The organism is Chitinophaga sp. 05T412, assembly GCF_056396465.1.
In genome coordinates, this window is sequence record NZ_JBFTLN010000001.1 from 803303 (window position 1) to 828199 (window position 24897).

The following is a 24897-nucleotide window of genomic DNA, read 5'->3' on the forward strand; positions in this document are numbered from 1 at the left end:
GGTTTCAAGTATTGTATGATAAAGCAGATGGCACATTTGCATGCACCATTTTCAAACTTACACTAAAATTCAGAAATTAAGTTGTCAATTTAAAGCGGGTAAGTCCTGCTTTTACATAAATTCCAAAAGGCCCGATTTATTGTGTATTTTTATTAAATTATTTTAAAAAAGCAGCTATACTTGATGGAGAGCGTTATTATAACCGGTGGAACAGGACTTATAGGGAGGGCATTGACCCAGCTGCTGCTGGAACGCGGCTACAAAGTAACGATTCTCAGCAGACGGCCCGAAAACGGCAGCAATAAAGCAGTCACGTATGCGCACTGGAACGTAGATGCACAAACGATAGACAAAGCCGCCATCCAGGAGGCGGACTATATCATACACCTGGCAGGAGCCAACGTAGCCGATAAACGGTGGACCGCCGCCAGGAAACAGGAAATTATTGATAGCCGCACCAAAAGCAGTGAGCTGCTTTTCACCGCATTACAAACCATTCCCAACAAGGTAAAAAAGGTAATCAGCGCGTCCGCTACCGGCTATTATGGCGAATATAAAGACCACGCTTTTATAGAAACCGATCCCGCTTATACCGACTTCCTCGGTACCACTACCCGGGTTTGGGAAGAAAGCATCTCCAAAGTAACCACCCTGAATAAAAAGCTCGTGATTTTCCGTACCGGCATTGTACTGAGCAGAGAAGGCGGCGCCTTAAAGGAATTTTATAAACCGCTGCGGTTTGGATTTGCCACCGTGCTGGGCTCCGGAGAACAATTTATGCCCTGGATTCATATCCACGATATTGTACGGTTGTACTTCAACGCTATTGTGAATGATAAGCTGGAAGGCGTATACAATGCCGTAAGCCCCAATCCGGTGACCAACAGGGAACTGATTCTCAGCATGGGCCGCATTGCCAAAGGTGGCAGCTTCATGACGACTTACGTGCCTATTTTTGCGTTGAAATTAGGTTTCGGAGAAATGAGCGTAGAAGTGTTGAAGAGTGTAAAAGCTTCTGCCAACAAAATACAACAAACTGGTTTTCAGTTTTCTTATCCTACCATTGACGAGGCGATGGAGCAGTTATTCAGCCGGTAATCGTTTTTTCCATAGCTGCTGCTTTCAGCAATACCTCTTCCCATTCCTTTTCCGGATCACTGTAAAACGTAATAGCCGAGCCGGTTTGGAAGGATAGGTATTGATTAGCTGCATTGTACAGCATACTACGAATCACTACATTAAAATCGAAATCACCGTTTGGTGTGATGTAACCTACTGCGCCGGAATAAAGCCCACGGCGGGTTTCCTCATATTGCTCGATGAGTTGCATCACCCGTATTTTAGGTGCACCCGTCATGGAGCCCATGGGAAAAGCCGTACGCAATACTTCTGTAAACGGCTGCTGTGGCGGTAATTGCGCAGTTACGGTAGATATCATGTGATGCACCTGTGCGAAAGAATAAATCCCAAAAAGTTCCGTTACAGCCACGGTACCCTGTAAGGCAGTATGAGATAAGTCGTTTCGTACCAGGTCTACCACCATTACATTTTCGGCGCGTTCCTTTGCATTGTTAAACAGCTGCTCCTGCAATTGCTGGTCTTTTGCCGGGTCAGGGTCTTTACGGCTGGTGCCTTTAATGGGCTGGGAAATCACGGTGTTCCCTTTCTTTTGTATGAAGCGTTCCGGGCTGGAACAGGCCATGTAGCGGTGGTTCAGCCGGTAATACGCTCCAAATGGCGCGGGTGATAAAGCATTCAGCTGTTTAAATAATGCCGGTGGGTGAAGGGTTACTCCTTCCATGTAATTCTCCCGGCAGAAGTTGACTTCATAGCAATCGCCGTGAAGAATGTGCTGTTGCAGTGCTTTCACTGCAGTAATATAGCGCTCGTGATCCAACCGGCTGCGCAGTGGTTGTAAATGAGATGTAGGAGCGGGAACCACGTTAACGGGCATACGCAAACAAGCCATCAACACATTTTGCGCATCCTGTTCGGTGAAATTTTCGCCGCCTATATGCACTTCGTTTTTTTGCAGCTGCAGGATGACGCGTGGCACAAAAAAGCACATATCCGGAAAGCCGATTCCATCGTGGTGTTGCGACTGTAATCCGGGTACGGTTTCATTTTTGAGATCATATGCCAGATGCCCAAAAAGCCAATCCTGATGGGTATGATGAAACGCCTGCAAAGCGGGGAACGCATTGCCTGCGTTTACTTCGAGGGTGTGTAAGGCATCTGCAGCGAGCATTGCCTCATATTGGTGCCAGGGAGAATCGTAATTATTATTATCTAAAAAACAACAAATGTTGAACTGGTTCGCCCAATCCAACATTTGTTGCTTAAATATTTTCTGATTATCTACCGGAAAGGTGTGAAATATCCTGATAACAATCGCTTTTTAATGCTTAAAAATCATCATCGTCATCGTCAAAACGATCGTTGAACAGGTCCATGTCTTTGAATTCATCATCGATACCTAAATCATCGTCATCATCGGATTTTTTGCTGCCGGTGCTTGGGCGGCCGCGTTTTCCTTTTGACTTAGGCATGTCAAATTCTTCAAAATCAGGATCGTAGTCATCATCTTCTCCTTTCTCCCAGGCATCATCAACATCATCTCCCTCATCGTCGGCGTCATCATCATCCTCATCGTCGTCTTTGCTACGTTTGGATTTAGATGCGGGCTTATCTGATTTCTTTGAGGCAGATTTGGAAGGTTTCGCATCTTCATCATCATCTTCCTCATCATCATCATCCACCTCTTTCTTAGGCTTGGCCGCAGCTTTAGGAGCGTCTTTTGCAGTCTTAGGAGAAGTAGTTTTTTTGGTCTCTTTCTCTTTATCAGATTTTGATTTCATAATAGGTTGCCTTATTTCTTTGCCGTAAAGTTTTAATAGTTTTTTTTATTCGCCAAATTTTTTTTGCCGTTTTTTTTCCTTACTTTTTTCCTTTTACTTTTCAAGGATCTGGTCGCGTCCAGGTCCGTTGGAAACGTATTTCACAGGAACGCCCAGGTAACTATCAACTGCTGTAACAAATGCTTTCATCTCTGCCGGTAACTCATTGAATTGCTTGCAGGTAGAAGTTTTATCAGTCCATCCTTTAAATGTCTCCCAGACAGGTGTAATGTCCAGACCGTTTATCTGGTAAGGCAATTGCTTAGTTTGTTTACCGTCTATTTCGTACGCAGTGCAAGCTAATACTTCATCAAATTCATCGAGCACATCACTTTTCGTCATTACCAGTTGTGTTACTCCGCTCAGCATGCAGGTATAGTTCAGTGCAACCAGGTCAATCCAGCCACAACGGCGGGGACGGCCGGTTACAGCGCCAAACTCATGCCCTGCGCTACGCAGTTTTTCGCCGGTAGCATCATGCAATTCAGTAGGGAAAGGTCCGCTACCAACACGGGTGCAATATGCTTTGGTAACACCAATTACTTCTTTAATCCATTGAGGAGCAATACCTAAACCGGTACATACACCTGCAGAAATGGTGTTGGAAGAAGTAACAAACGGATAGGTACCAAAGTCAACATCCAGCATGCTTCCCTGCGCACCTTCTGCTAATACTTTTTTACCTGCTTTCAGCTTTTCGTTCAGGAAATATTCACCACTTACTACATTCATTTTTTGCAGGAAAGGGATCGCTTCAAAAAACTCAGCTTCCCAGTTGGCAATATCTTCTGTGAATTCACTCATATCGTAGTGAGACAGCAATTGCAGGTGTTTCTGCTTCAGCTTCTCATACAAGTTCTTAAAATCCGGTGATAAAACATCACCTACACGTAAACCGTTTCTACCAGTTTTATCCATGTAAGCAGGGCCGATACCTTTTAAAGTAGAGCCAATTTTATCATGGCCTTTAGCCATTTCAGAGGCTTTATCCAACGCACGGTGCGTAGGCACAATGATATGCGTTTTTTCTGCTATAAACAGATTTTTTGTCAGATCCACACCCAGCACTGAAATATCTTCACTTTCTTTTTTGAAAGCTACCGGATCCAGCACCACGCCATTACCAATGAGGTTGATGGTCTTATCATGGAATACACCAGAGGGAATTGTACGCAGTACTACTTTCTGTCCGTTTATATACAAGGTGTGACCAGCGTTCGGGCCACCCTGAAAACGGGCAATCACGTCGTACCTGCCGGCAAAATAGTCCACAATTTTACCCTTGCCTTCGTCGCCCCATTGCAGGCCTAACAAAACGTCTACCATAATGATTTAATTAATTATCGGAGGTTGTTGCTTTAAAAGAAGTCGCAAAATTAAGGCGAATATTAACAAATACAAACAAATTACCGATTGCATCCGTAAGAATTACGAATTGCAAATTACGAATTACGGATTTGCGGTGAGATAAAAGCCAATGGTCTTCGGGTATATCTCCTCATAAATCCGTAATTCGTAATTTGTAATTCGTGATTTTCTTCCTCAGGATTCTTCCAGACGTTGTATAGATTGAATTCCTTCCAGCTTTTTAAGCCTTTCTACCAATTCATCCAACTCCTCCTTGTCATGTACATACACTTTAATCAAACCCTCAAATAAGCCTTCTTTAGACTCAATACTGAGGGCCGAAATATTAATCTTCAACTCACCGGAAATGATATTGGTGATTTTGTGGATCACACCTACATCGTCCATTCCAATAATGCGTAAACCCGTCAGGAAAGAGATTTCCCGGTTCTTTACCCATTTGGTTTTCACTACCCTGTGACCGTAGTTAGCCAATAGCTGTGCGGCGTTGGGGCAGTTGGTACGATGTATTTTCAGGCCTTCGCTGGCAGTAATAAAGCCAAATACGTCGTCTCCCGGAATAGGGCGACAGCAATTGGCCAGTTTATAGGCTATTTTATCGGAGCTTTCCCCGAAAATAATCAGTTCTGCGTCTTTCTTGGATGGCAGCTGATGTTTCACATGCTCCTCTGGTACGTGTTCCGGCAGCTTCACCGGTTTTGGGGGTTCCAGTTTATCGCCCAGTATGCTGAATTGTTTCAGCTCCTTCAGATCGATATTCTTTACCGCTACCTGGTAATACAGGTCCAGCGGGGAGGGTTGTTTATAAAATTGTACCAGTTCATTGATATTATGCTGACTGGCAGAAATATTCATGTGAGATAACTTCCGTTCCAGCGCTGCTTTACCGTCCATCGCCACCTTCCGCTTCTCTTCTTTCAGCGCATCCTTGATCTTGGATTTGGCTTTAGCCGTTAAAACAAAGTTGAGCCAGTCTTCCGACGGCTTTTGCTTATTGGAAGTAATAATTTCTACCTGGTCGCCACTACGCAGTTTATGGCTCAGGGGCACCAGCTTATAGTTCACTTTGGCGCCGATACATTTATTGCCCACCGCGCTGTGGATAGAGTACGCAAAATCCAGTGCGGTGGAATTAACCGGCAATATTTTCAGATCCCCTTTGGGTGTATATACATAGATTTCCTCCGTAAAGAGGTTGCTCTTAAAATCGGCCAGGAAGTCGAGGGTATTGGAGTCGGGGTTGTTGAGGATTTCCCGGATCTGGGTAAACCACTGATCAAACTTAGACTCCTGCTGGGCAGAGCCGCCGCTACCTTCTTTATATCGCCAGTGAGCCGCCACCCCTTTCTCCGCGTAATCGTTCATACGTTTGGAGCGGATCTGTACCTCTACCCATTTACCGTTAGGTCCCATCACGGTTACGTGCAACGCCTCGTACCCATTGGATTTGGGGTTACTGAGCCAGTCGCGGGTTCTTTCCGGGCTGGGATGATAAAAATCGGTGATGATGGAATATACCTTCCAGCAATCCGCCTTTTCCTTGTCCAGTGCGGAATCGAGGATAATACGGATAGCGAAAAGATCGTATACTTCTTCAAAGGCTACGCCTTTGGTTTTAATTTTATTGTGGATAGAATGTATGGATTTGGGACGTCCGTATATTTCGAACTGAAACCCTTCCTCCTGCAGCACCTCCTTAATAGGCTTGATAAACTCATTAATGTAGCGGGTACGCTCACGTTTGGTTTCTTTCAAACGTTTAGCGATTTCCCGGTAGGTTTGCTGCTCGGTATACTTCATGGCCAGGTCTTCCATTTCCGACTTAATATTATATAGCCCGAGGCGGTGAGCCAGCGGGGCGTATATAAATACGGTTTCAGAAGCAATTTTCAATTGTTTTTCCCGGCTCATGCTATCCAGCGTACGCATATTGTGTAAGCGGTCGGCCAGCTTGATGAGAATTACCCTGGGATCATCAGCCAGGGTCAATAATATTTTCTTGAAATTTTCTGCCTGCGCTGTACTGGTGCTGGAATCTATCACGGTAGAGATCTTGGTCAGACCATCTACGATATGTGCTATTTCATTACCAAATTCACGGGATACATCTTCCAGGGTTACTTCGGTATCTTCCACGGTATCGTGCAACAAGGCACAGATGGCGGAACGCACACCTAATCCGATTTCTTCCACGCAAATCTGCGCTACAGCCAGTGGATGCAGGATATAGGGTTCTCCGGATTTGCGCCGCATTTCCTTATGTGCATCAGCTGCCATTTCAAAAGCAGTACGTACCAGCTCCCTATCGCCTTTTTTCAAACGGGGTTTTAATGCCCTCAATAAAGCACGGTAATGCCGAACGATCTCTTTCTTTTCCTGCTCTTCGTCTAAATTATATTTTTGTACTACCACTGTTTCCATTACAATAAAGTTACGATTTAATATAATCTGAAAGAAGCGCGGGAAGTGAAAAAGCGGGGTTGGCTACAAATGTCCTGCCCTTTCCGGCTTTTACACCAGGAAAGGGCAGGAAGGAAATGATCGTTTAGGTTAGCTATATGACTCGCAGGTCACGTAAATGGAACACATATTTTAACTGGCAGTAATGTTTCGGGAACATTCAGCCGCAGCCCTACATTATATACCGTTTCCAGTTCTACGCGAGGCTCCAGCTTCAATTGCTTGCGGATGCGGCCAATAAATACATCCATACTGCGACTGGCATAAAAATCCTCTTTTCCCCAAACCCGCAGCAGCACTTCATCTTTTTGCACAATAATGTTGGGGCGACTCAGGAAATAGCGCAGCATTTTGGCTTCAATGGGCGACAGCTTACTCTTTACCAGCTTGCTTTCCGTTTCATAAATTTTCAGCTTCCGGTAATGGTAGGTATATGTGCCCAGATTATGCCCGATCAATAATTCTGTCCGGTTAGGACGGGTCCACTTCAGCATGACGCGGATTCGCTTCACCAGTTCTTCAAAGCTGAAGGGTTTTATCATGTATCCATCTCCCCCCAGGGTAAAGCCGTTAATCCGGTCTTCATCCTGTACTCTTTCGGACGACAGGAAGAAAATGGGTGTCAGCATAGTGCTGCTCCGGATTTCCTTTGCCAGCTCAAACCCATTCATTTTGGGGATAACGATGTCTATCAGGCATATATCGTAGCGGTTACGGGAATAAAGGTTCCAGGCGTCTATCCCGTCGTAACAGTGTTCTACATTGTAGCCCGCGTGTTCCAGGTGCTGTTTTACGATGCCTCCAAAGGCTTTATCATCTTCAACAAGTAAGACTCTTGGGTTTCTGTTCATAAAGCTATCATTTGTGATAATCCGGTTGTGAACGTCCCATTTGTTTTAAACAAACGGATTCTACTTTCTATGGCTGGCACTTTTTTAAAAAAGTGCTATCGGCCAGGAAGCGTTTTCGTGTATTTCGGTCCGCTGAAAAGCAGGATGAATGTCACGCTCCGTTTATAAAAACAAAAAAGAGAGGACCGCGGGTAAGCGATCCTCTCTTTTTTTTATTAATTAACACTAATTCACATCAATTCACATCTTTTCCACATTTGCTATTTTTATAGCAACAGCGTGCTTAAACCCTTTCTGACGAAGGGATGCAGGCACTTTTATCTCCACACCTGCGGCCGTAGTTTTCCACACCAGATTATTAGTAGTTCCTAACATCTGCAAACGGGCGCCTTTCGCAGGATTCAATCCTTTGAAGGTAATAACGGCTGGTAATTCTTCATTTTCATCCAACAGGTAGATCGCATATACACTACCATCTTTCTTACGGGTAAAACATACTTTACCATCTTTATAAGGCGCCACCGCACGGGTACCATAAATAGCATCACCATTCACATGCATCCAGGCACCAATACCTTTCATGGTGGTATAAGCAGCTTCGTGTAATTCGCCATCAGGGCCAGGACCTACGTTCAGCAGGTAGTTACCGCCTTTGGCAACAATGTCCACCAGATTGTGGATCAGGGTATTCACCGATTTATATTTATCGTCCGGTACATAAGACCAGGAACCACCCATCGTCATACAGGTTTCCCAGGGATAGCTCAATGGAGCAGCAGGAATTTCCTGCTCAGGTGTACGGTAGTTCTCATAAGGTCCATGTACACTGCGGTCTACCACAATCAATCCTGGCTGATGGCTACGGGCCATCTTAGCGATTTTACCCATATCAATATCCTGATCCTGTGGAGCTGTTTGATTCCAGGAAAGTGATTCCTTGGTTTGTTGTTTAAGCGGGCGAACCCAGCCACCATCCAGCCAGAGGATATCCAGCTTACCATAACCAGTCATCAGTTCTTCGATCTGGTTGTAAGTAAACTGCTTAAATTTCTCCCATCTCTCAGGATATTTTTTAAGATCATAATTCGGATTTCTATCGCGCGGAGGGAAATAATCCCACCAGTAGAAGTTGGTGTGCCAGTCGGGTTTAGAGAAGTAAGCGCCCGCGTGAATGCCTTCCTCACGGAATGCCTGGAATACTTCTTTCGCGAGGTTAGCACGTGGATTTTTGCTAAAAGCGCCATCTGCCGCGGTAATCTTGTAATCGGTTTGTTTGGTATCAAACATACAGAAACCATCATGATGCTTGGTCGTAAACACCAGGTATTTCATACCTGCATCCTTAGCGGCTTTTGCCCATTTTTCAGGATTGAAGTGAACCGGATTAAATGTTTTCCCCAGTGCTTCATACTTTTTCAGGTAGTCGTAATAGGGAACGCCTGCTGGCTTGCGCTGTGTCCAGCCTTCATCTTCCGGGCAAATGCTCCATGATTCCACTACGCCCCATTGGGAATAAGGTCCCCAGTGCATGAGCATACCAAATTTCCAGTCCTGCCATTCGTCCAGTTTCTGTACAACTGCCTGATCTGTTTCAGGTACGTAAGCCGGCTCTCCGCTCTGTGCGTTCACGGCGCTGATGCCCATCCATGCACAGCCTAATACAATCCAGAATTTCTTCATCGTCAGTGTTTATAAGTGGATTCTAATGTGGTTATCTTCAATGCCTGCTGAACAATTTCAGGCAATTGATTTGTTTGCAATCTGATTGTCCGGGTTTCACCGGGCAACAGGTCGAAATAATTCTCTTCAAAATGCGTGGCCGCCGGCGCGTTTTCCAGCGACAAATAAACATTTCTCACCAGCTTATCCGTTTTTAGACGGATGTATACCGCATCTTTATCGCTGGCTATTTTGCTGGTGACTATTTCCAGGTGTGGTGTTTCCAGATTCATCTCCTTCGCAGGAGCGAAATAAAAGATATTTCTTGCGATATCCTTATTGTCAATTCGCAATTGCGCATAGAATATTACCGTTGACCCGCTTTTTCCCTTTAAAACGGCTGCCGTATCTACTGCATGCAGCCGGACACTGGTATTATTATTTAATTGAACATCCTTTACTTCTTCCTGCCAGATTACTTTTCCGGTGAGGTCTACGGCGGTCAGCTTTAACTGCGCAGCACCCTGCATTCCATCCGTTACCGCATAGGTACAAAGTTGTCCTTTCTCTATTACATTAGATACCAGGCAAGGCTTAAAGGCCTCCTTTACATAATACTGCAGCGCTTTCCAGCGACCGTTGTATTCACGGCCCGACCAGGATGCACCCGGCCAGCAATCATTCAGCTGCCAGTAAAGTGTACCCATGCAATAAGGCATGGCTCTGCGGTGCGCTTCTATGGCTACTTTCATACCTTCCGCCTGGAGCACCTGGCTGAGATATACAAATGAAGAAAAATCTTTCGGCTCCCGGTAGTAATGCAGCATATATGTTTTGATAGCCGCATTCCCTTTAGCAGGGCTCTTTTGATGCGATTGCATCACATTGGAAAAAATATCGTCATCGGCTTTGGTGGCAAATGTGCGGATCGTTTCCATGGAAGGGAAGGACTGAAAACCATATTCACTCATAAAGCGGGGAATATGTGTATTAAAGGCTTCGAACCATTCCATCCCATGCCATACGCCCCAGTAGTGGTTGTCCCCTTTGGTGAAGTCTTCCACTTTGCCCCAGTTGCTGATAGGAGAAGAGTGGAAGTAGAATGTTCCCGGCTGATGGGCCGCCACCTGCTGCGGTAGTAGCTCTTTGAACAACTGATCATAACCTTTCAAAAGACTTTGCCACTGCGGTTTCGTATAGGCGTATCCGCTTTCCCAGCCCCAGTTTTTAATCGCTACTGCCACTTCATTATTACCGCACCATAACGCGATGGAAGGATGATTGCGCAGACGTTTGATGTTATCTGCCGCTTCTTGTTTTACATTATCCAGAAAAGCAGGGTCTGAAGGATAAAGCGTACAGGCAAACATAAAGTCCTGCCACACCAGGATACCGTTCTCGTCAGCGAGTTGATAAAACAGGTCATCTTCATAAATACCACCACCCCATACACGCACCATATTGAAGTGAGACTCCGTCATATCGGCGAACAGCTTTTCCTGTTTTTCTTTGGTGACTCTCGGCAGGAAATTATCCTGTGGAATGTAATTGGCGCCCTTCATAAACACAGGCTTACCATTTACTTTTATATAGAAAGATTCTCCCAGACTGTCTGGCTTATTCACAACTTCAATAGTACGCAGCCCTACCTTATTGCGTTGGGAGGCAATTACTTTTTTATTATCCAGCAAATTGGCTTGCAGCGTATATTGCACGGGATCGCCCATGCCAGATGGCCACCATAATGCAGGCTTTTTAATGCTGAAAGGTACTTTTATCACATTATCGCCGGCAGATAGCTGCACCGTTTGCACCGCCAGTTCCGGCGCTTTTGCATTTGGTGTCATTGATTGTAACTGTACTTTGTAGTTTCCTGCTGTGGCGACAGCGATCGTTACTTCCGCTGTCATTTCCGCCATTGCGGTATCCAGTTTTTGCTGCTGCCAATACACATCCCGGATAGTGGCTTTATTCCAGCTATGCAGATAAACCGGGCGCCAGATACCGGAAGTTACCAGGCGTGGGCCCCAATCCCAACCGTAGTGGTAGGGCGCCTTGCGGGCGTAAATACTTAAAGCAATATCGCTGGCGTCGTTGCCGGCAGGATAAAGGATGCTATCCTGCAGAAATTTGGGCATGTCCGTTTTAACCGGACTTTTAAACAGGATACGTAATTCATTGTCACCCGCCACCAGCCATTCTTTGACATTGACAATATGTGATACAAACATGTTGGACGACTGTAGTATCAAATGATTGTTGAGGTATACATCTGCATAAGTATCCAAACCTTTGAACTCCAACTCTATTACATCAAAACGAAGCTCCTCTTTTTTCAGTTTCCACTTTTTGCGGTATTGCCAGTCTTTCTTATCTACCCATTGTACGGCTTTTTCATTGGTACCTACAAACGGGTCCGGAATTAAATGCTGGGCTAGTAAATCAGTGTGAACAGTACCCGGTACCGTGGCTGGCCTCCAGATACCTTCATCGGCACGGGAATATTCCCATCCGGAAGACAGTGAATGGTGGCTGTTGTCCTGCGCTGCAACCTGGGCAAAAACGACTAAAAACAAACAAGCAGTAAACAGAATATATTTCATGTTCTTATTTTTTCAGAAGAACCAAAAATAATACTGATTTACGATCTTTGAGAAATGAAAAGTGTCTGGCAACAAATATTGAGGTATCTCTACATAGGTAAGAAGGACCCCAATGCACCAAAAACACGGTATGTGGCAATGATGCATGGGATGAACAGAATATCCTTGTTACTTTTTATTATCGCGATTATTATTATGATCATTAAGCTGATCAGAAGGCATTAAGCGATCGCATATTCATAAATCACTTCTGCTGCACGACGGGAAGCGTCCTTTTCCCCCAGCTTATGCCATAATTCCGCATAGTCTTTCATGACGCGGTTTCTGGCGGCATCGCCTTTCAATAAAGCGGTCAGTTCTTTCAGCAGGTTCTCTTCCGTGAGATCATGTTGAATCAGCTCTTTTACCACCAATTTGTCCATTACCAGGTTAACGAGCGAGATATACTTTACCTTGATGAGGTGTTTGGCGAAGAAATAAGAGATCGGATTGCCTTTATAGCATACTACTTCCGGCACGCCAAACAAAGCTGTTTCCAGCGTGGCGGTACCTGATGTGACCAGTGCAGCTTTCGTCTGACGCAACAAATTGTACGTTTGGCCCTTTACCATAGACACGTTAGGATGCTGACCAGTCAGCGCTTCCAGGAAATGGTCATCTAAACTTGGCGCCTGTGCTACAATGAATTGGTACTCCGGAAAGTGTTTCGCCATGGTGAGCATGATCGGCAACTTTACACTTACCTCCTGCTTACGGCTGCCGGGCAATACAGCAATCACGGGTTTATCGGACAACGGCGCATCTGCCGGTTGTTCTTTTGCTGCTTTAATTACTTCTACCAACGGATGTCCTACATATTCTACTTCGTAATTCCATTTGTGATAGAAGGCTTTTTCGAAGGGAAGAATACAGAGCATTTTGTCCACACTCTGCTTAAGTTTCTTTACGCGATTCTCTTTCCAGGCCCATACCTGCGGAGAAATATAGTATACTATTTTATAGCCTTGCTGTTTGCCCCATTCTGCAATCCGCATATTGAAACCGGGGTAATCTACCAGTACCAACACATCTGGCTGGTAGGCGGCAATATCTTTTTTACAGATATCTATATTACGCAAAATAGTACGCAGATTCATCACCACTTCCACAAAACCCATAAAAGCCAGCTCCTTGTAATGCTTTACCACGTGGGCTCCGGCAGCTTCCATCAAATCACCACCCCAACTGCGTATATCCGCAGACGTATCCAGCTGCCTTAATTGTTTTACAAGATTACTGCCATGCAAATCACCTGACGCCTCTCCTGCAATAATGTAATATTTCAACTTCGTATAAATTAAAAATTATCTGATGAGTTTAAGTAATAAAATGACAATCGCATACAACATAGTCATCAGGAAAATGCCTTTGGCCGTGATATCCAGCCGTTTTCTGGTGTACAGGAAAAATACCAGCCCATTCAGTAACAAACAGATACTGGTGAGCTTAGGCAACATTTGCCGGTTGTCTTTGATGATACCCAAAAACTGGCCGAATCCAACATCGGTATGTTTCAGCCGGATCACAAAAATATAGTACAGAAAAAACGCGGCCACCGGCGTTAGTAACCCCAGCAAAATCCCTAATGAAAGATTGTCTTTTTTTAACATACAGATAGTAGCATTTAGCTCTTGGCGTTGGGCTTTTTTGTAAGAGAATCTATTTCTTTACAAATCTTTCCAATCCGCTTCCAGCTTCTTTTTCAATGAATAGTTAGTCAGGTCAAACTGTACCGGTACCATAGACGCATAGTTATTATCCAATGCCCATACGTCTGTATCATCGCCTGTATCCCGGTTTTTGAATTCTCCTGTTAACCAATAATATTTTTTCCCATGTGGGTCCCGGCGTTCGTCAAATTCCTCTACCCACTTGGCATCTGCCTGCCGGCATATTTTCAGTCCTTTAAATGCGGCTTCGCTGACAATAGGAATATTCACGTTAAACAACGTGCCCGCAGGCAAATCAGATTCCAGCATACGTTTGGTGACATCATGCGCTACTTTCTTTGGTAAAGAAAAATCCGCATCATAACTATATTCCAGGAAAGAGAAACCAACAGATGGAATACCTTCAATAGCCGCTTCCATAGCTGCCGACATCGTACCGGAATAAATAACGTTAATGGAATGATTAGCGCCATGGTTAATTCCGCTCACACAAATATCCGGCTTATTCCCATGGAGTATTTTATCGCGGGCCAGTTTCACACAATCAACCGGTGTACCGGAACATTGCCATGCTTCTATGCCTTCAAAAATATCGACCTGATTCAAACGCAAAGGAGTACCAATGGTAATCGCATGCCCTTTACCCGACTGCGGACTATCCGGTGCTACCACTACCACTTTGCCCAATGGCTTTACAGCCTCAATCAATGCACGGATGCCCGGCGCCGTAATGCCGTCATCATTCGTTACCAAAATTACCCGTTCCTTTTTAGCCATAATTCACATTTTTGCTTTGCAGCACAAATTTAAGCTCTCTGCTAAACATTTCGCTTTAAAAGAATGTGAAATATATGGATAATTCTACAGATCGGATTTTAATATTTTCCTGAAAACCAGATAGATGCCTAGTGCTATGTACACGAACATGGCGGTTATATATACATAAGTATCATATTCTGTTCCGCTGGATACCATCTTGCTTACCATCGGCCACGGCAGTATTTCGTCTCCACTTTGCAGTGGTAGTAGTCCGCCTACTGGTCCTACATATTTTTTAAGGATAGAAGACAACAGCTGATCCAGCATGATATTATAAGCCATGAATAATACAATGGCCAGCCCTGCCCGTTTTACCAACACACTGATCAACAGCGCAATAGTCAGCATCACATTGAGTTGCAGGAAATAATACAGCATATACTGGTACCCTTCCAGGCTAAACGACTTATCTCCATAAATCACTCCCACCAGCGTAGCGCTAATAGTAGCTACCAGTAAGGTCATCAGCGAAATAGCCACCAGCCAGAACAGCTTGGCATACACAAATTCCCGTCGCTCCCAGCCATCAATCACATTTTGCCGGTTGGTGCGATAAGTATATTCATTAGTAACCAGGATAATGAGCAATAATCCGAACAACAGCGACATATAGCTATTCATGGATGCCATGGTTTGCCATACATCCGGGAAGCTGAACGGATTGCCCAACATCTTGCTCACTTGCTTAAATTCCCTTTCACTCAACTTATCTGCTCCCAGAAAATTGGCCGCAGGAATGATAATCAGCGCCAGCAGCAACATGGCCCAAAAAGTACGATAGGTCTTTACTTTCAACCATTCGGTATAGATAATTTGTTTCATGCAGTAGCGTTATTAGTGATTTCCAGGAATGCCGTTTCCAGACTCTTCTTCCGGCGTTGCAGATGATTCAGCCAAATGCCCCGTTGCCCGCAATAGCTGTTGATAGCAGCCGCATCGGGTGCTGCTGAAAAGTAAGCCTTCACCATATCACCGGAGATTTCCGCACCGGTACAACCAGGATATTGCAGCAGCGCAGCTTTCAACGTAGCATTGTCGGCCGCCGATAACTCCACAAAATCATTGCGGCTAATCACTTCATTCACCGCTCCCGACAACAATAATTTTCCTGACCGGATAATAGCCACATGTGTACATACTTTTTCTACTTCATCGAGCAGGTGACTGGCCAGGATAATGGTTTTGCCGGTATCTGCCAGTTTGCGTACCAGGCTTCTCACCTCAGCAATCCCGGAAGGATCAAGTCCGTTAGTAGGTTCATCAAGGATCAATACGTCCGGGTCACCCAGCAGCACCGATGCCAGCGCCAACCGTTGCTTCATGCCTAATGAATACGTTTTGAACGGAGAATGCTGCCGTTGCGTAAGGCCGCAGACCTCCAGTACACGGGCAATATCTGCTTTGTTGCGTCGCTTGATAGCCGCGGAAATTTCCAGGTTTTTATATCCACTGAGGTAATGGTAAAAATTGGGCGTTTCCAGCAAAGTCCCGATCTGCTGCCGTTCACGGGCAGTAGGAGTTTTATCAAACAAGGTAAAACTACCGGTGTCGGCTTTGAGTACATCGGTCACAATGCCCAGCAGCGTGGTTTTGCCGCTACCATTGGGACCCAGCACACCAAAAACACTACCAGCGGGCACGTCGAAGGAAATATCCGACAGCGCCTGTACCGGTCCGTATTTCTTGGATACATTTTTTAAGGAAAGAATTGGCACGGGAAATAATTAAAAATGGACAATAAAAAAGGGAAATGCAGCGAATGATCTTATGGCTAATCTTCACTACATTTCCCCTAAATTAAAATAACAGTTTTTAGTTTCGTACAGGCTTACCCGTTTTAATCACACTTTGCAGGCGTTCCAATGTTTTACGCTCCCCGCAAAGGCTCAGGAATGCTTCACGCTCCAGGTCCAGCAGGTATTGTTCGCTTACAAAAGAGGCCTCTGTCAAATCTCCACCGCACATTACATAAGCCAGTTTATTCGCTACTTTTTGGTCATGCTCAGAAATATAGTTACCAAATTTCATGGCGTAAACGCCTGCCAATAAGGCCCCCAAAGCACCACGACCCATCACTTTGATATCTGTTCTCTCTACCGGACGGGTATATCCTTCATCCGCCATGGCGATCACGCTGCGTTTGGCATCCGCAATGAGGCGACTGAGATTCATGGTTACTTCATCATGTCCTTTGCGCATCACGCCCATATCAAAGCCTTCAAAACCGGAGGTAGCTACTTTGGCGGTAGCCACGGTCATGAAGTAATCTTTCAGTGGTTCTTCTTCAATACGTCCTTCTTTAAATTCCAGGCTGGCGCGAAGCGTCATTTCTTTGGTACCACCGCCGCCAGGAATCAGGCCTACACCCAGTTCCACGAGGCCGATATAGGTTTCGGCCGCTGCCTGTACTTTATCTGCGTGTAAGCACATTTCGCAACCACCACCGAGGGTGAGTGCATGTGGCGCTACTACTACCGGTACGGAGGAGTAACGTAAACGCATAGTACTACGCTGGAACAGGCGCACCGCCATATCCAGTTCATCATATTCCTGTTCGGCTGCCAGCATGAAAATCATCCCCACATTGGCGCCGGCAGAAAAGTTAGTGCCTTCATTACCAACTACTAGTCCCCGGAAGTCTTTCTCCGCGCGGTCTATCGCTTTGTTCAGCCCTTCCAGCACTTCGCCGCCGATGGTATTCATTTTTGTTTTCCAGTCGAAGCAAACCACGCCGTCTCCAATGTCAATGAGGTTGCAGGCGCTATTTTTCCAGACAATATTGTTAGAGAAATTCTCGAGGATAATGAACTGACCTTCTCCCGGCAATGTTTTATAAGCCTGGGAAGCGGCGTCATAATAGAATTTCTTACCGTTATCTACTTTATAGAACGACTTAATTCCCTTGCCCAGCATATCTTTCACCCATTGGGCTACGGTGAGACCTTTTTCTTCCACGAGTTTCACCGATGCTTCCACACCCAGCAGATCCCAGGTTTCGAATGGCCCTATTTCCCAGCCGAAGCCGGCTTTCATGGCGTCATCCACTTTATAAAGATCATCTGCTATTTCCGGAATGCGGTGAGAAACATAGGAGAACAGGTATGCATGAAATTGTTTGTAAAATTCGCCTGCTTTGTCGGATGCAGCGGAAAGCATTTTGATGCGTTGTTTCAGGTCTTCCACTGGTTTTGCCGCGTCTATGCTGGCAAACTTCGCCCTCACTTTAGGGCCATATTCCATGGTTTGCAGGTTCAGCGTCAGAATTTCTTTGCTGCCGCCTTCTCCCTTGGTTTTCTTATAAAATCCCTGTCCGGTTTTATCTCCCAGCCAGTTATTTTCCACTACTTTCTGCAGGAAGCCGGGTATTTTGAAAATGCCGATGGCTTCATCCTGCGGACAGTTGTCCATCACACCTTTGGCTACTTTTACCAGGGTATCTATCCCTACCACATCTGCGGTACGGAAGGTGGCCGACTTAGGACGACCAATTACCGGTCCGGTGAGGGCATCTATTTCATCTACGCCCAATCCCATTTCCTGCATGATGTGGAAAATGGCCATGATAGAAAACACGCCGACCCGATTAGCGATAAACGCCGGGGTATCTTTACACAACACAGTTGTTTTACCGAGGTAAAGATCACCGTAGTGCATCAGGAAATCTATAATAGCAGGATCTGTATGTGGTGTAGGAATTATTTCCAGTAAACGGAGATAGCGGGGCGGGTTAAAGAAGTGCGTGCCGCAGAAATGTTTTTGGAAGTCGGCGCTGCGGCCTTCTGTCATCAGGTGAATTGGAATACCGGACGTGTTGGAGGTAATCAGTGTTCCCGGTTTACGGAATTGTTCTACCTGTTCAAACACAATTTTCTTTACGTCGAGATTTTCCACTACTACTTCGATGATCCAGTCTACTTCCGCCACACGTTTCATATCATCGGTGAAGTTGCCGGTTTTAATGCGTTTCACTACGTCCTTAGTAAACACCGGCGATGGATTAGATTTTATGGCAGCCTGCAGTGCATCATTCACAATCCGGTTCTTCACAGCGGGATGGTCCAGGGGCAGGTTCTTCTTCTTTTCCGCGTCATTCAGCTCTTTGGGGGCTATATCCAGCAGTAAAACCTGTACACCAATGCCTGCAAAGTGACAGGCAATCCTTGATCCCATTACTCCCGAGCCTAAAACGGCTACTTTGTTGATGTGTCTCGTCATAGCTTTTAGCTTTTAGCTGTTAGCAGTTAGTCTTTAGCGGAGCTTACAGCGGTTGTCAGTTTACTAATCATTGAATTTAGCATTTTTTGGACTTCAATCAATAACGGAAGGATGATTTCTGTAATACTTTTTTGAAGGGATGGATAAATTTGGGAAGAGATTAACAATTGAGTTTCTATTTCAAAAGAGGAGCCAATGGCTGCCAGCAGGAATTTTTTGAAGTGTAGATCAGTTTGTTGGGCCGCGCCTTCAGCAATATTACTGGGAATGGAAACGGCTGCTCTTCTTAATTGACTGACCAACCCAAATTTTTCATCTGGAGGGAATGATTTTGTAAGATCATAAATTCTTAAGCAGAGATTAAAAGATCTCTGCCAAACAATCAGATTTCTGAAATTTCTCATTGGATGAAAGATTATTGGGTTAACATTTACATCTCACATGACAAATATAAAAAAGTAAGCCGATACGTCAGGTACCGGCTTATTTTTAAATTATTGTTCAAAAATTAAACTCTGCTTTTATCTCCGCTCGCTAACAGCTAATAGCTAACTGCTAACAGCTTAATCAGTTTACTCCACTGCCTGGCTTTACCGCTTCGGCAGGGTTGACAAACACCAGTTTCCCGTTATCTTCAGCCATGAGGATCATACCCTGACTTTCAATACCGCGCATTTTGCGGGGAGCCAGGTTGGCTACGAGCGTTACTTGTTTACCGATAATATCTTCCGGTGCGAAGTGCGCGGCGATACCTGATACGACGGTACGTTGTTCAGTACCAATATCTACCAGCAATTTGAGTAATTTATCCGCTTTTGCCACTTTTTCTGCTTGCAGGATGGTGCCTACGCGGAGATCCAGTTTGGCGAAATCGTCGTATTGGATTTCAGGTTTAGGAGGTGCTATAGGTGCTTCTGCTTGCGCAGGAGCAGCTGCTGCAGCGGCTTCCATTGCCTGTTTCAAACCTGCATGGAGTTTTTCCACCTGTGCCTTTACCTGTTCGTTCTCTATTTTCTGGAATAACAGCTCTGGTGTTCTGTTAAGTGGATAATTTACGTTCAGTAATTTCTGGCTACCAGCATTATCCCATTCCAGCATACGGTCTACCACAGACAACATGTGACAGATTTTCTTAGCAGTAAATGGCATAAACGGATGACAGAAGATGGCGAGATTCGCGGTCATCTGCAACGCAACGTGTAAGGAAATATCAATACGTGCACGCAAAAACTCTTCACTTTGCCCTTTATACTTATCATGCTTTTCGTTCCAGGTGCCTGCCTTCAGGTTATCAATTACACTGGCCAATATCCAAGGCTCATTCTGCTGTAGATATCCATTTCCTTTTTTAGAAAAAGCCATTACTTCCGCCAATGCTTCTCTGAAACGATAGTTTTCAAGGCTAGCCTCAATTCTTTCTTTAGCCAGTCCGAATTCCTGTAGCATTTCACGATCACCATCATTCATGTAAGCGTCGTGTAATGGCGGGACTCTATCATTGCATAACTTGTGCATGAGCACCAACGCCCTGTTCACAAAGTTGCCGAAATTATCTGCCAGTTCATTGTTATTGCGGTCCTGGAAATCTTTCCACGTAAAGTCGTTATCTTTTGTTTCCGGTGCGGTTGAGCAAAGTACATAACGCAGCACATCCTGTTGATCAGGGAAGTCTTTGATATAGTCGTTCACCCATACTGCCCAGTTACGGGAGGTAGATACTTTTTCGCCTTCAATATTCAGGAACTCGTTTGCAGGTACATTATCAGGCACCACAAAGCCACCATGGGCTTTCAACATGGCTGGGAAAATAATGCAGTGGAATACGATGTTATCCTTACCAATGAAGTGCACCAGTTTGGTATCGTCTTTACACCAGTAGTCTGCCCAGTTTTCAGTGAGTTCTTTGGTGGCTGAGATATAACCAATAGGTGCATCAAACCATACGTACAGCACTTTTCCTTCTGCATCTGCCAAAGGAACTTTGATGCCCCAGTTGCTGTCGCGTGTCATCGCACGGCTTTGCAATCCGCTATCCAGCCAGCTTTTACACTGACCATATACGTTACTTTTCCACTCTTTATGGCCTTCAATGATATATTCTTTCAGCCATGGCTCATAGTTCTGCAGCGGCATGTACCAGTGTTTGGTGGTTTTCTTCACCAATGGCGCGTTGCTCAGAGCAGAATGAGGATTAATGAGTTCGTCCGGGCTGAGGGTTCTGCCGCAGCGCTCACACTGGTCACCATAGGCTTTGTCGTTACCACAGTTAGGACAAGTACCTACAATGTACCGGTCGGCCAGGAACATTTGTTTTTCCGGGTCGAAATATTGTTCTGATTCTTTTTCTTCAAACAGGCCATCGTTGTACATCTTCAGGAAAAAATCCTGGGAAGTTTTATGATGGATAGGTGCGCTGGTACGGGCAAAGATGTCGAAAGAGATACCCATAGCGGCGAAGCTGTCGCCAATAATTTTATGGTATTTATCCACCACATCCTGCGGAGTGATACCTTCTTTCATCGCTTTAATAGTGATGGGTACCCCATGTTCATCTGTTCCGCAAACAAATTTTACATCCGCCTTTTTGGCGCGTAAATAACGTACATAAATATCTGCAGGCAGGTAGCAGCCAGCCAGATGGCCAATGTGCACCGGGCCATTCGCATACGGTAATGCCGCAGTTATTAAATATCTATTAAATTTTGTCATATTCTCTTAACGAATGCTTAAATAAACTTTAAATCAGGTGATTGTTTTTGGAATCACCATAACAATTTATCACCTTAGTCAGCAAATAATAAATGAATTTACGCTAACTAATCTGCAAAGGTAAACAAAAGGTACAATGGTAAAAATTCCGCCATATTTGAAAAAAGGTGATCTGATCGGAATTACCTGCTCCAGCAGCAAAATGGACCTGCAGGCAGCCGAGTACGCAAGGGGTGTACTCACTTCCTGGGGTTATCGTGTACATCTCGGTATTACCGTAGGTACCAGCTTTCATAATTTTTCTGCACCGGATGAACTGCGGTTGGAAGAGCTGCAAGACATGCTCGACGACCCCGAAATAAAAGCCATCGTTTTCGGTCGTGGTGGTTACGGTATGGTGTGCATCCTCGACAAACTGGATTTTACCCGTTTTCGCAAATCACCCAAGTGGCTATGCGGCTACAGCGATATCACCACCCTGCATTCACATATTCAACGGCAGTTTGGGATCGCCACCATGCACTCCATGATGTGCAGCGGCATTACCCCCGAAACGATAGATAATGAATATGTACACAGTTTGGCTACTGCCCTGAAAGGCAAGCCATACCGCTATACTGCTCCTGCGCACCCGCTGAACAAAGAAGGTAAAGTGAGTGGCATATTGGTAGGCGGTAATTTATCGCTGCTGGCCAATCTTTCCGGAACACCTTCGCAAATCAATACCAAAGGGAAGATCCTGCTGATCGAAGATATCGGTGAATACCGATATAACATTGACCGCCTGATGTATAATCTGAAACGTGCCGGATGGTTGGATAAACTGGCCGGATTGGTAGTAGGCGCCTTTACAGACGGCAAAGAAACGGATACGCCTTTTGGTCAAACAGAATATGAAATTATCAGCAATATCACCAAGGATTACGAATATCCTATCTGCTTTGGGTTCCCCAGTGGGCATCAGGCAGCTAATTATACCTTGAAATTAGGGGTGAAGCATGAATTGAAAATCGGAGCAAAAACAATCTTATCTGAAATATAGGAGGCTGTAACTCCCGGTGGCCGGGAGTTACAGCAATAATTTAATCTTCTACATCCGGTACTATCTCCAGCCCATATTCTTCTGCAGTGAGCACACCAGCTGCACGAGTGCTTTCAATCAACGCAGTATCAGCCTGCAACTCATGTACCTGGGTTTGATTATGGAGGTAATCAATACCATATAATTTTCCGGCAATTCCTACGGAAACGCCCATCAGATATTTAACGATTTCACACACCATCTGCAGTCCCAATGCGCCATGAGTAGCGCCGATAGCGCCTGCATCGAAATTGCGGTAACCCTCTGTGAGTGGCAATGCACAACGGTACGAAGCAGGATTTGAGCCATCCGGCATCGGTATGTTGAAGCCGGCGAACCAGGCCATCCAGTTATGAACTTCCCCGATAATAAAGGGTTTGTTATGTACCAGGCAGGCATCGTTGATCACCAGGTGGGTGGGCAAATGCTGGGAACAATCGATCACCAGGTCGAATCCTACCAGCATCATTCCGATGGATTCCGGTTTTACCTGCATGAGGATAGGATAATGCTTGGTATATGGATTTACCGCCCAAAGTCTGCTGGCAGCCATTTTAGCTTTATGCTTACGGATGTCCTGCATCTGGTATACCGGCTGCCGGTGCATATCTTCATCATTGATCACACCATAATCAGCGATGCCGAGTACACCAATGCCGCTGGCACTGAGGTATTGCAGCACCGGACTGCCCAGTCCTCCGGCACCTACTACCAGTACGCGTGCTTCCTTCAGCTTTTCCTGCATACCAATACCCATGCCTGGCACGGCAATAGGGTGTTTGAAATGCTGTATCTCTTTTTCACTCAATATCATGTGCTTTCTCGTTTATCTAGTCCTGCGGAAACTCCAGGGTAAACTTACTGCCTTTACCAATGGTGCTTTCCACTTTAATTTTTCCTTTGTGAGCATCTACAATCGCCTTCACATAAGTGAGTCCCAGCCCGAATCCCTTTACGTTATGCACATTCCCCGTGTGGGCGCGATAGAATTTTTCAAAGATACGGGAAATAGTATCCCGGCTCATGCCGATACCATTGTCGGCAATCACGATGAACAGGCTTTTGCGGGTATTATACGTTTGAATTTTTATTTCCAGCTGATCGTTGGAATACTTGATGGCATTGTCCATCAGGTTAAAGATCAGGTTGGAGAAATGCACATCATCTGCCATGATAATAGGGTTGATGGCATCCAGTTGCAAGTCGACCACGCCATTTTTGGCAGCGAGTTGTAATTGCAGGTTATCGGTGGTATTCTGGATAACGGCGTGTGCATCGGTGGCCTGTAATTTCAGCGCTATTTCGTCTTTCTCCAGCAGGGCGGATTGCAGGATGCTTTCCACCTGTTTATTCATGCGTTTATTTTCTTCTTTTATAATACCGGAGAAGTATTGGATTTTCTCTGGTTTGGACATGACTTTTTCATTCCGGATGGCGTCTATCGCCAGGGAGATGGTGGCCAGTGGCGTTTTCAGCTCATGGGTCATGTTATTGATGAAGTCCGACTTTATTTCCGAAAGCTTTTTCTGGTTCAGCAACGTTCGGATGGTGAGGGCGAAGGCGGTGATGATGATGATGGTAAACAGTATCCCGCCGGTAATCATCATACCCAGTTGTTTGGCGATGGAATCGTCCATGGGCATAACAATCATGAGCCGTTCGGCTTTGGCGCTGTAATCGTTTTGTTCCGACAGGGGAATTACCTGTATCTTATAGTCATTGACGTTTTTCAGACTGTCTTTCTGGCTTTTCTCGTACATTTTTACGAATCCGGCCGACTGTATTTTGATATTGGCCATGTCTGATCCGGGGACCAGTCCGAGGATAGCGAATTCAAAGTTGGTAGAATCGAGGTGATTTTTCCTCATATTGGCCTGAATGCAACGTTTCACCTCCTGGGGCGTGAAAAAATCGCTCACTGCCGGGGTATTGAAAGCCATGCGGGCAACATCAAGGTTAAAGCCTTTCACTACACCTGATTGATCTTTTACTGCTGAATTATCCAGCTTAAACAATACGGCAGCCTGACGACGGGATATCATGTCGTTATACACGTCATTACTCATACTGACCGCCCGCTGAAAGATTTGCTCCTGTTTAATAAGAACAGCGCTCTTAATCCAGCTTACCTGAATGTAAATAATTCCCAGCAGGGACAGGGTAATGAGCACAACGATAACGGGAAAAATTTTCTTCAGTGGTATCATGTAACTTTTTGTCAGACTTTAATTTACGTCAAAGATAAGAGTACAGAAATACTAAAATATGTTAAAAAAGATGATTGCTGTAGCAACTATGATACAAAATTCCGGGCAGGCTCTGACAACCAGCTTTATTAACAGCAATACAACATTACTTTAACGTAATTTTAACTGGCCACTGCTGATTATATTAGTTCATCTTTCCTTACCTTTGCTTCAGAATCTGGTACTAAATTTGATTAGTATAAGATCATAACAAAGTAATTAAACTTTCTACATACATCGATGTGGATTCGTTCCATAAGCGATTTAGATTTTGGTTGAT

The 24897-nt window shown here is 45.0% G+C and carries 20 protein-coding genes; 3 read left to right on the top strand and 17 right to left on the bottom strand.

Annotated features, from left to right (window positions below; translation table 11 throughout):
• Positions 1-183 precede the first annotated feature (183 nt).
• The gene (locus AC1DFM_RS03085; protein ID WP_477075257.1) at positions 184-1098 is read left to right on the top strand and encodes a TIGR01777 family oxidoreductase; all 915 of its coding nucleotides are present in this window, start codon (positions 184-186) and stop codon (positions 1096-1098) included.
• On the opposite strand, the gene AC1DFM_RS03090 is transcribed toward AC1DFM_RS03085, so the two are convergent.
• The 7 genes from AC1DFM_RS03090 to AC1DFM_RS03120 form a co-directional block, all read right to left on the bottom strand.
• Positions 1088-2332 (bottom strand): anthranilate synthase component I family protein, encoded by a 1245-nt coding sequence (locus AC1DFM_RS03090; RefSeq protein ID WP_477075258.1) that lies wholly within the window; start codon positions 2330-2332, stop codon positions 1088-1090. The two genes, AC1DFM_RS03085 and AC1DFM_RS03090, sit on opposite strands and share 11 nt — an antisense overlap.
• Positions 2333-2405: 73 nt before the next feature.
• The gene (locus AC1DFM_RS03095; RefSeq protein ID WP_477075259.1) at positions 2406-2858 is read right to left on the bottom strand and encodes a hypothetical protein; all 453 of its coding nucleotides are present in this window, start codon (positions 2856-2858) and stop codon (positions 2406-2408) included.
• A gap of 93 nt (positions 2859-2951) precedes the next feature.
• Positions 2952-4223: an adenylosuccinate synthase gene (locus AC1DFM_RS03100; RefSeq protein WP_477075260.1), complete on the bottom strand. Its 1272-nt coding sequence runs from the start codon at positions 4221-4223 to the stop codon at positions 2952-2954.
• A 216-nt stretch (positions 4224-4439) separates the two neighbouring features.
• Positions 4440-6686: a RelA/SpoT family protein gene (locus AC1DFM_RS03105; protein WP_477075261.1), complete on the bottom strand. Its 2247-nt coding sequence runs from the start codon at positions 6684-6686 to the stop codon at positions 4440-4442.
• 149 nt (positions 6687-6835) lie between these two features.
• Positions 6836-7576 (bottom strand): response regulator transcription factor, encoded by a 741-nt coding sequence (locus tag AC1DFM_RS03110; RefSeq protein WP_477075262.1) that lies wholly within the window; start codon positions 7574-7576, stop codon positions 6836-6838.
• A gap of 240 nt (positions 7577-7816) precedes the next feature.
• Positions 7817-9256: an alpha-L-fucosidase gene (locus AC1DFM_RS03115; protein ID WP_477075263.1), complete on the bottom strand. Its 1440-nt coding sequence runs from the start codon at positions 9254-9256 to the stop codon at positions 7817-7819.
• 2 nt (positions 9257-9258) lie between these two features.
• Positions 9259-11838 carry a beta-mannosidase gene (locus tag AC1DFM_RS03120; protein ID WP_477075264.1) on the bottom strand — a complete coding sequence of 860 codons (2580 nt, stop codon included), beginning with the start codon at positions 11836-11838 and terminating at the stop codon, positions 9259-9261.
• Positions 11839-11892: 54 nt separating this feature from the next.
• On the opposite strand from AC1DFM_RS03120, the gene AC1DFM_RS03125 reads away from it, so the two are divergent.
• Complete coding sequence (locus AC1DFM_RS03125; protein WP_366839253.1) at positions 11893-12063, top strand: DUF6728 family protein; 171 nt, start codon at positions 11893-11895, stop codon at positions 12061-12063.
• On the opposite strand, the gene lpxB is transcribed toward AC1DFM_RS03125, so the two are convergent.
• From lpxB to metG, 8 genes are all read right to left on the bottom strand, one after another.
• A complete protein-coding gene (lpxB, locus tag AC1DFM_RS03130) occupies positions 12060-13163 on the bottom strand; it encodes a lipid-A-disaccharide synthase (protein WP_477075265.1) in 1104 nt (367 codons plus the stop codon). The two genes, AC1DFM_RS03125 and lpxB, sit on opposite strands and share 4 nt — an antisense overlap.
• Before the next feature lie 18 nt (positions 13164-13181).
• Positions 13182-13487 (bottom strand): hypothetical protein, encoded by a 306-nt coding sequence (locus tag AC1DFM_RS03135; RefSeq protein ID WP_291922653.1) that lies wholly within the window; start codon positions 13485-13487, stop codon positions 13182-13184.
• Positions 13488-13544: 57 nt separating this feature from the next.
• Positions 13545-14324 carry a 5'/3'-nucleotidase SurE gene (surE, locus tag AC1DFM_RS03140; protein WP_477075266.1) on the bottom strand — a complete coding sequence of 260 codons (780 nt, stop codon included), beginning with the start codon at positions 14322-14324 and terminating at the stop codon, positions 13545-13547.
• Between the two features lie 84 nt (positions 14325-14408).
• Positions 14409-15188, bottom strand: a complete 780-nt coding sequence (locus AC1DFM_RS03145; protein ID WP_477075267.1) for an ABC transporter permease — start codon at positions 15186-15188, stop codon at positions 14409-14411.
• Positions 15185-16081: an ABC transporter ATP-binding protein gene (locus tag AC1DFM_RS03150; protein ID WP_477075268.1), complete on the bottom strand. Its 897-nt coding sequence runs from the start codon at positions 16079-16081 to the stop codon at positions 15185-15187. Before AC1DFM_RS03150 ends, AC1DFM_RS03145 begins: the two co-directional genes overlap by 4 nt.
• A 97-nt stretch (positions 16082-16178) precedes the next feature.
• Complete coding sequence (locus tag AC1DFM_RS03155; protein ID WP_477075269.1) at positions 16179-18581, bottom strand: 3-hydroxyacyl-CoA dehydrogenase/enoyl-CoA hydratase family protein; 2403 nt, start codon at positions 18579-18581, stop codon at positions 16179-16181.
• A 26-nt stretch (positions 18582-18607) separates the two neighbouring features.
• Complete coding sequence (locus tag AC1DFM_RS03160) at positions 18608-18985, bottom strand: four helix bundle protein (protein ID WP_477075270.1); 378 nt, start codon at positions 18983-18985, stop codon at positions 18608-18610.
• A gap of 163 nt (positions 18986-19148) precedes the next feature.
• Positions 19149-21290, bottom strand: coding sequence for a methionine--tRNA ligase (gene metG, locus AC1DFM_RS03165; RefSeq protein WP_477075271.1), 2142 nt, complete (start codon positions 21288-21290; stop codon positions 19149-19151).
• Positions 21291-21447: 157 nt separating this feature from the next.
• Between metG and AC1DFM_RS03170 the strand changes: the two genes are divergently transcribed.
• Positions 21448-22332 (top strand): S66 peptidase family protein, encoded by an 885-nt coding sequence (locus tag AC1DFM_RS03170; RefSeq protein WP_477075272.1) that lies wholly within the window; start codon positions 21448-21450, stop codon positions 22330-22332.
• A gap of 40 nt (positions 22333-22372) precedes the next feature.
• Here AC1DFM_RS03170 and AC1DFM_RS03175 read toward each other — a convergent pair whose 3' ends face one another.
• Together AC1DFM_RS03175 and AC1DFM_RS03180 are read right to left on the bottom strand one after the other, a co-directional pair.
• Positions 22373-23185 carry a HesA/MoeB/ThiF family protein gene (locus AC1DFM_RS03175; RefSeq protein ID WP_477075273.1) on the bottom strand — a complete coding sequence of 271 codons (813 nt, stop codon included), beginning with the start codon at positions 23183-23185 and terminating at the stop codon, positions 22373-22375.
• A 16-nt stretch (positions 23186-23201) separates the two neighbouring features.
• Complete coding sequence (locus tag AC1DFM_RS03180) at positions 23202-24578, bottom strand: sensor histidine kinase (RefSeq protein ID WP_477075274.1); 1377 nt, start codon at positions 24576-24578, stop codon at positions 23202-23204.
• Positions 24579-24897 lie beyond the last annotated feature (319 nt).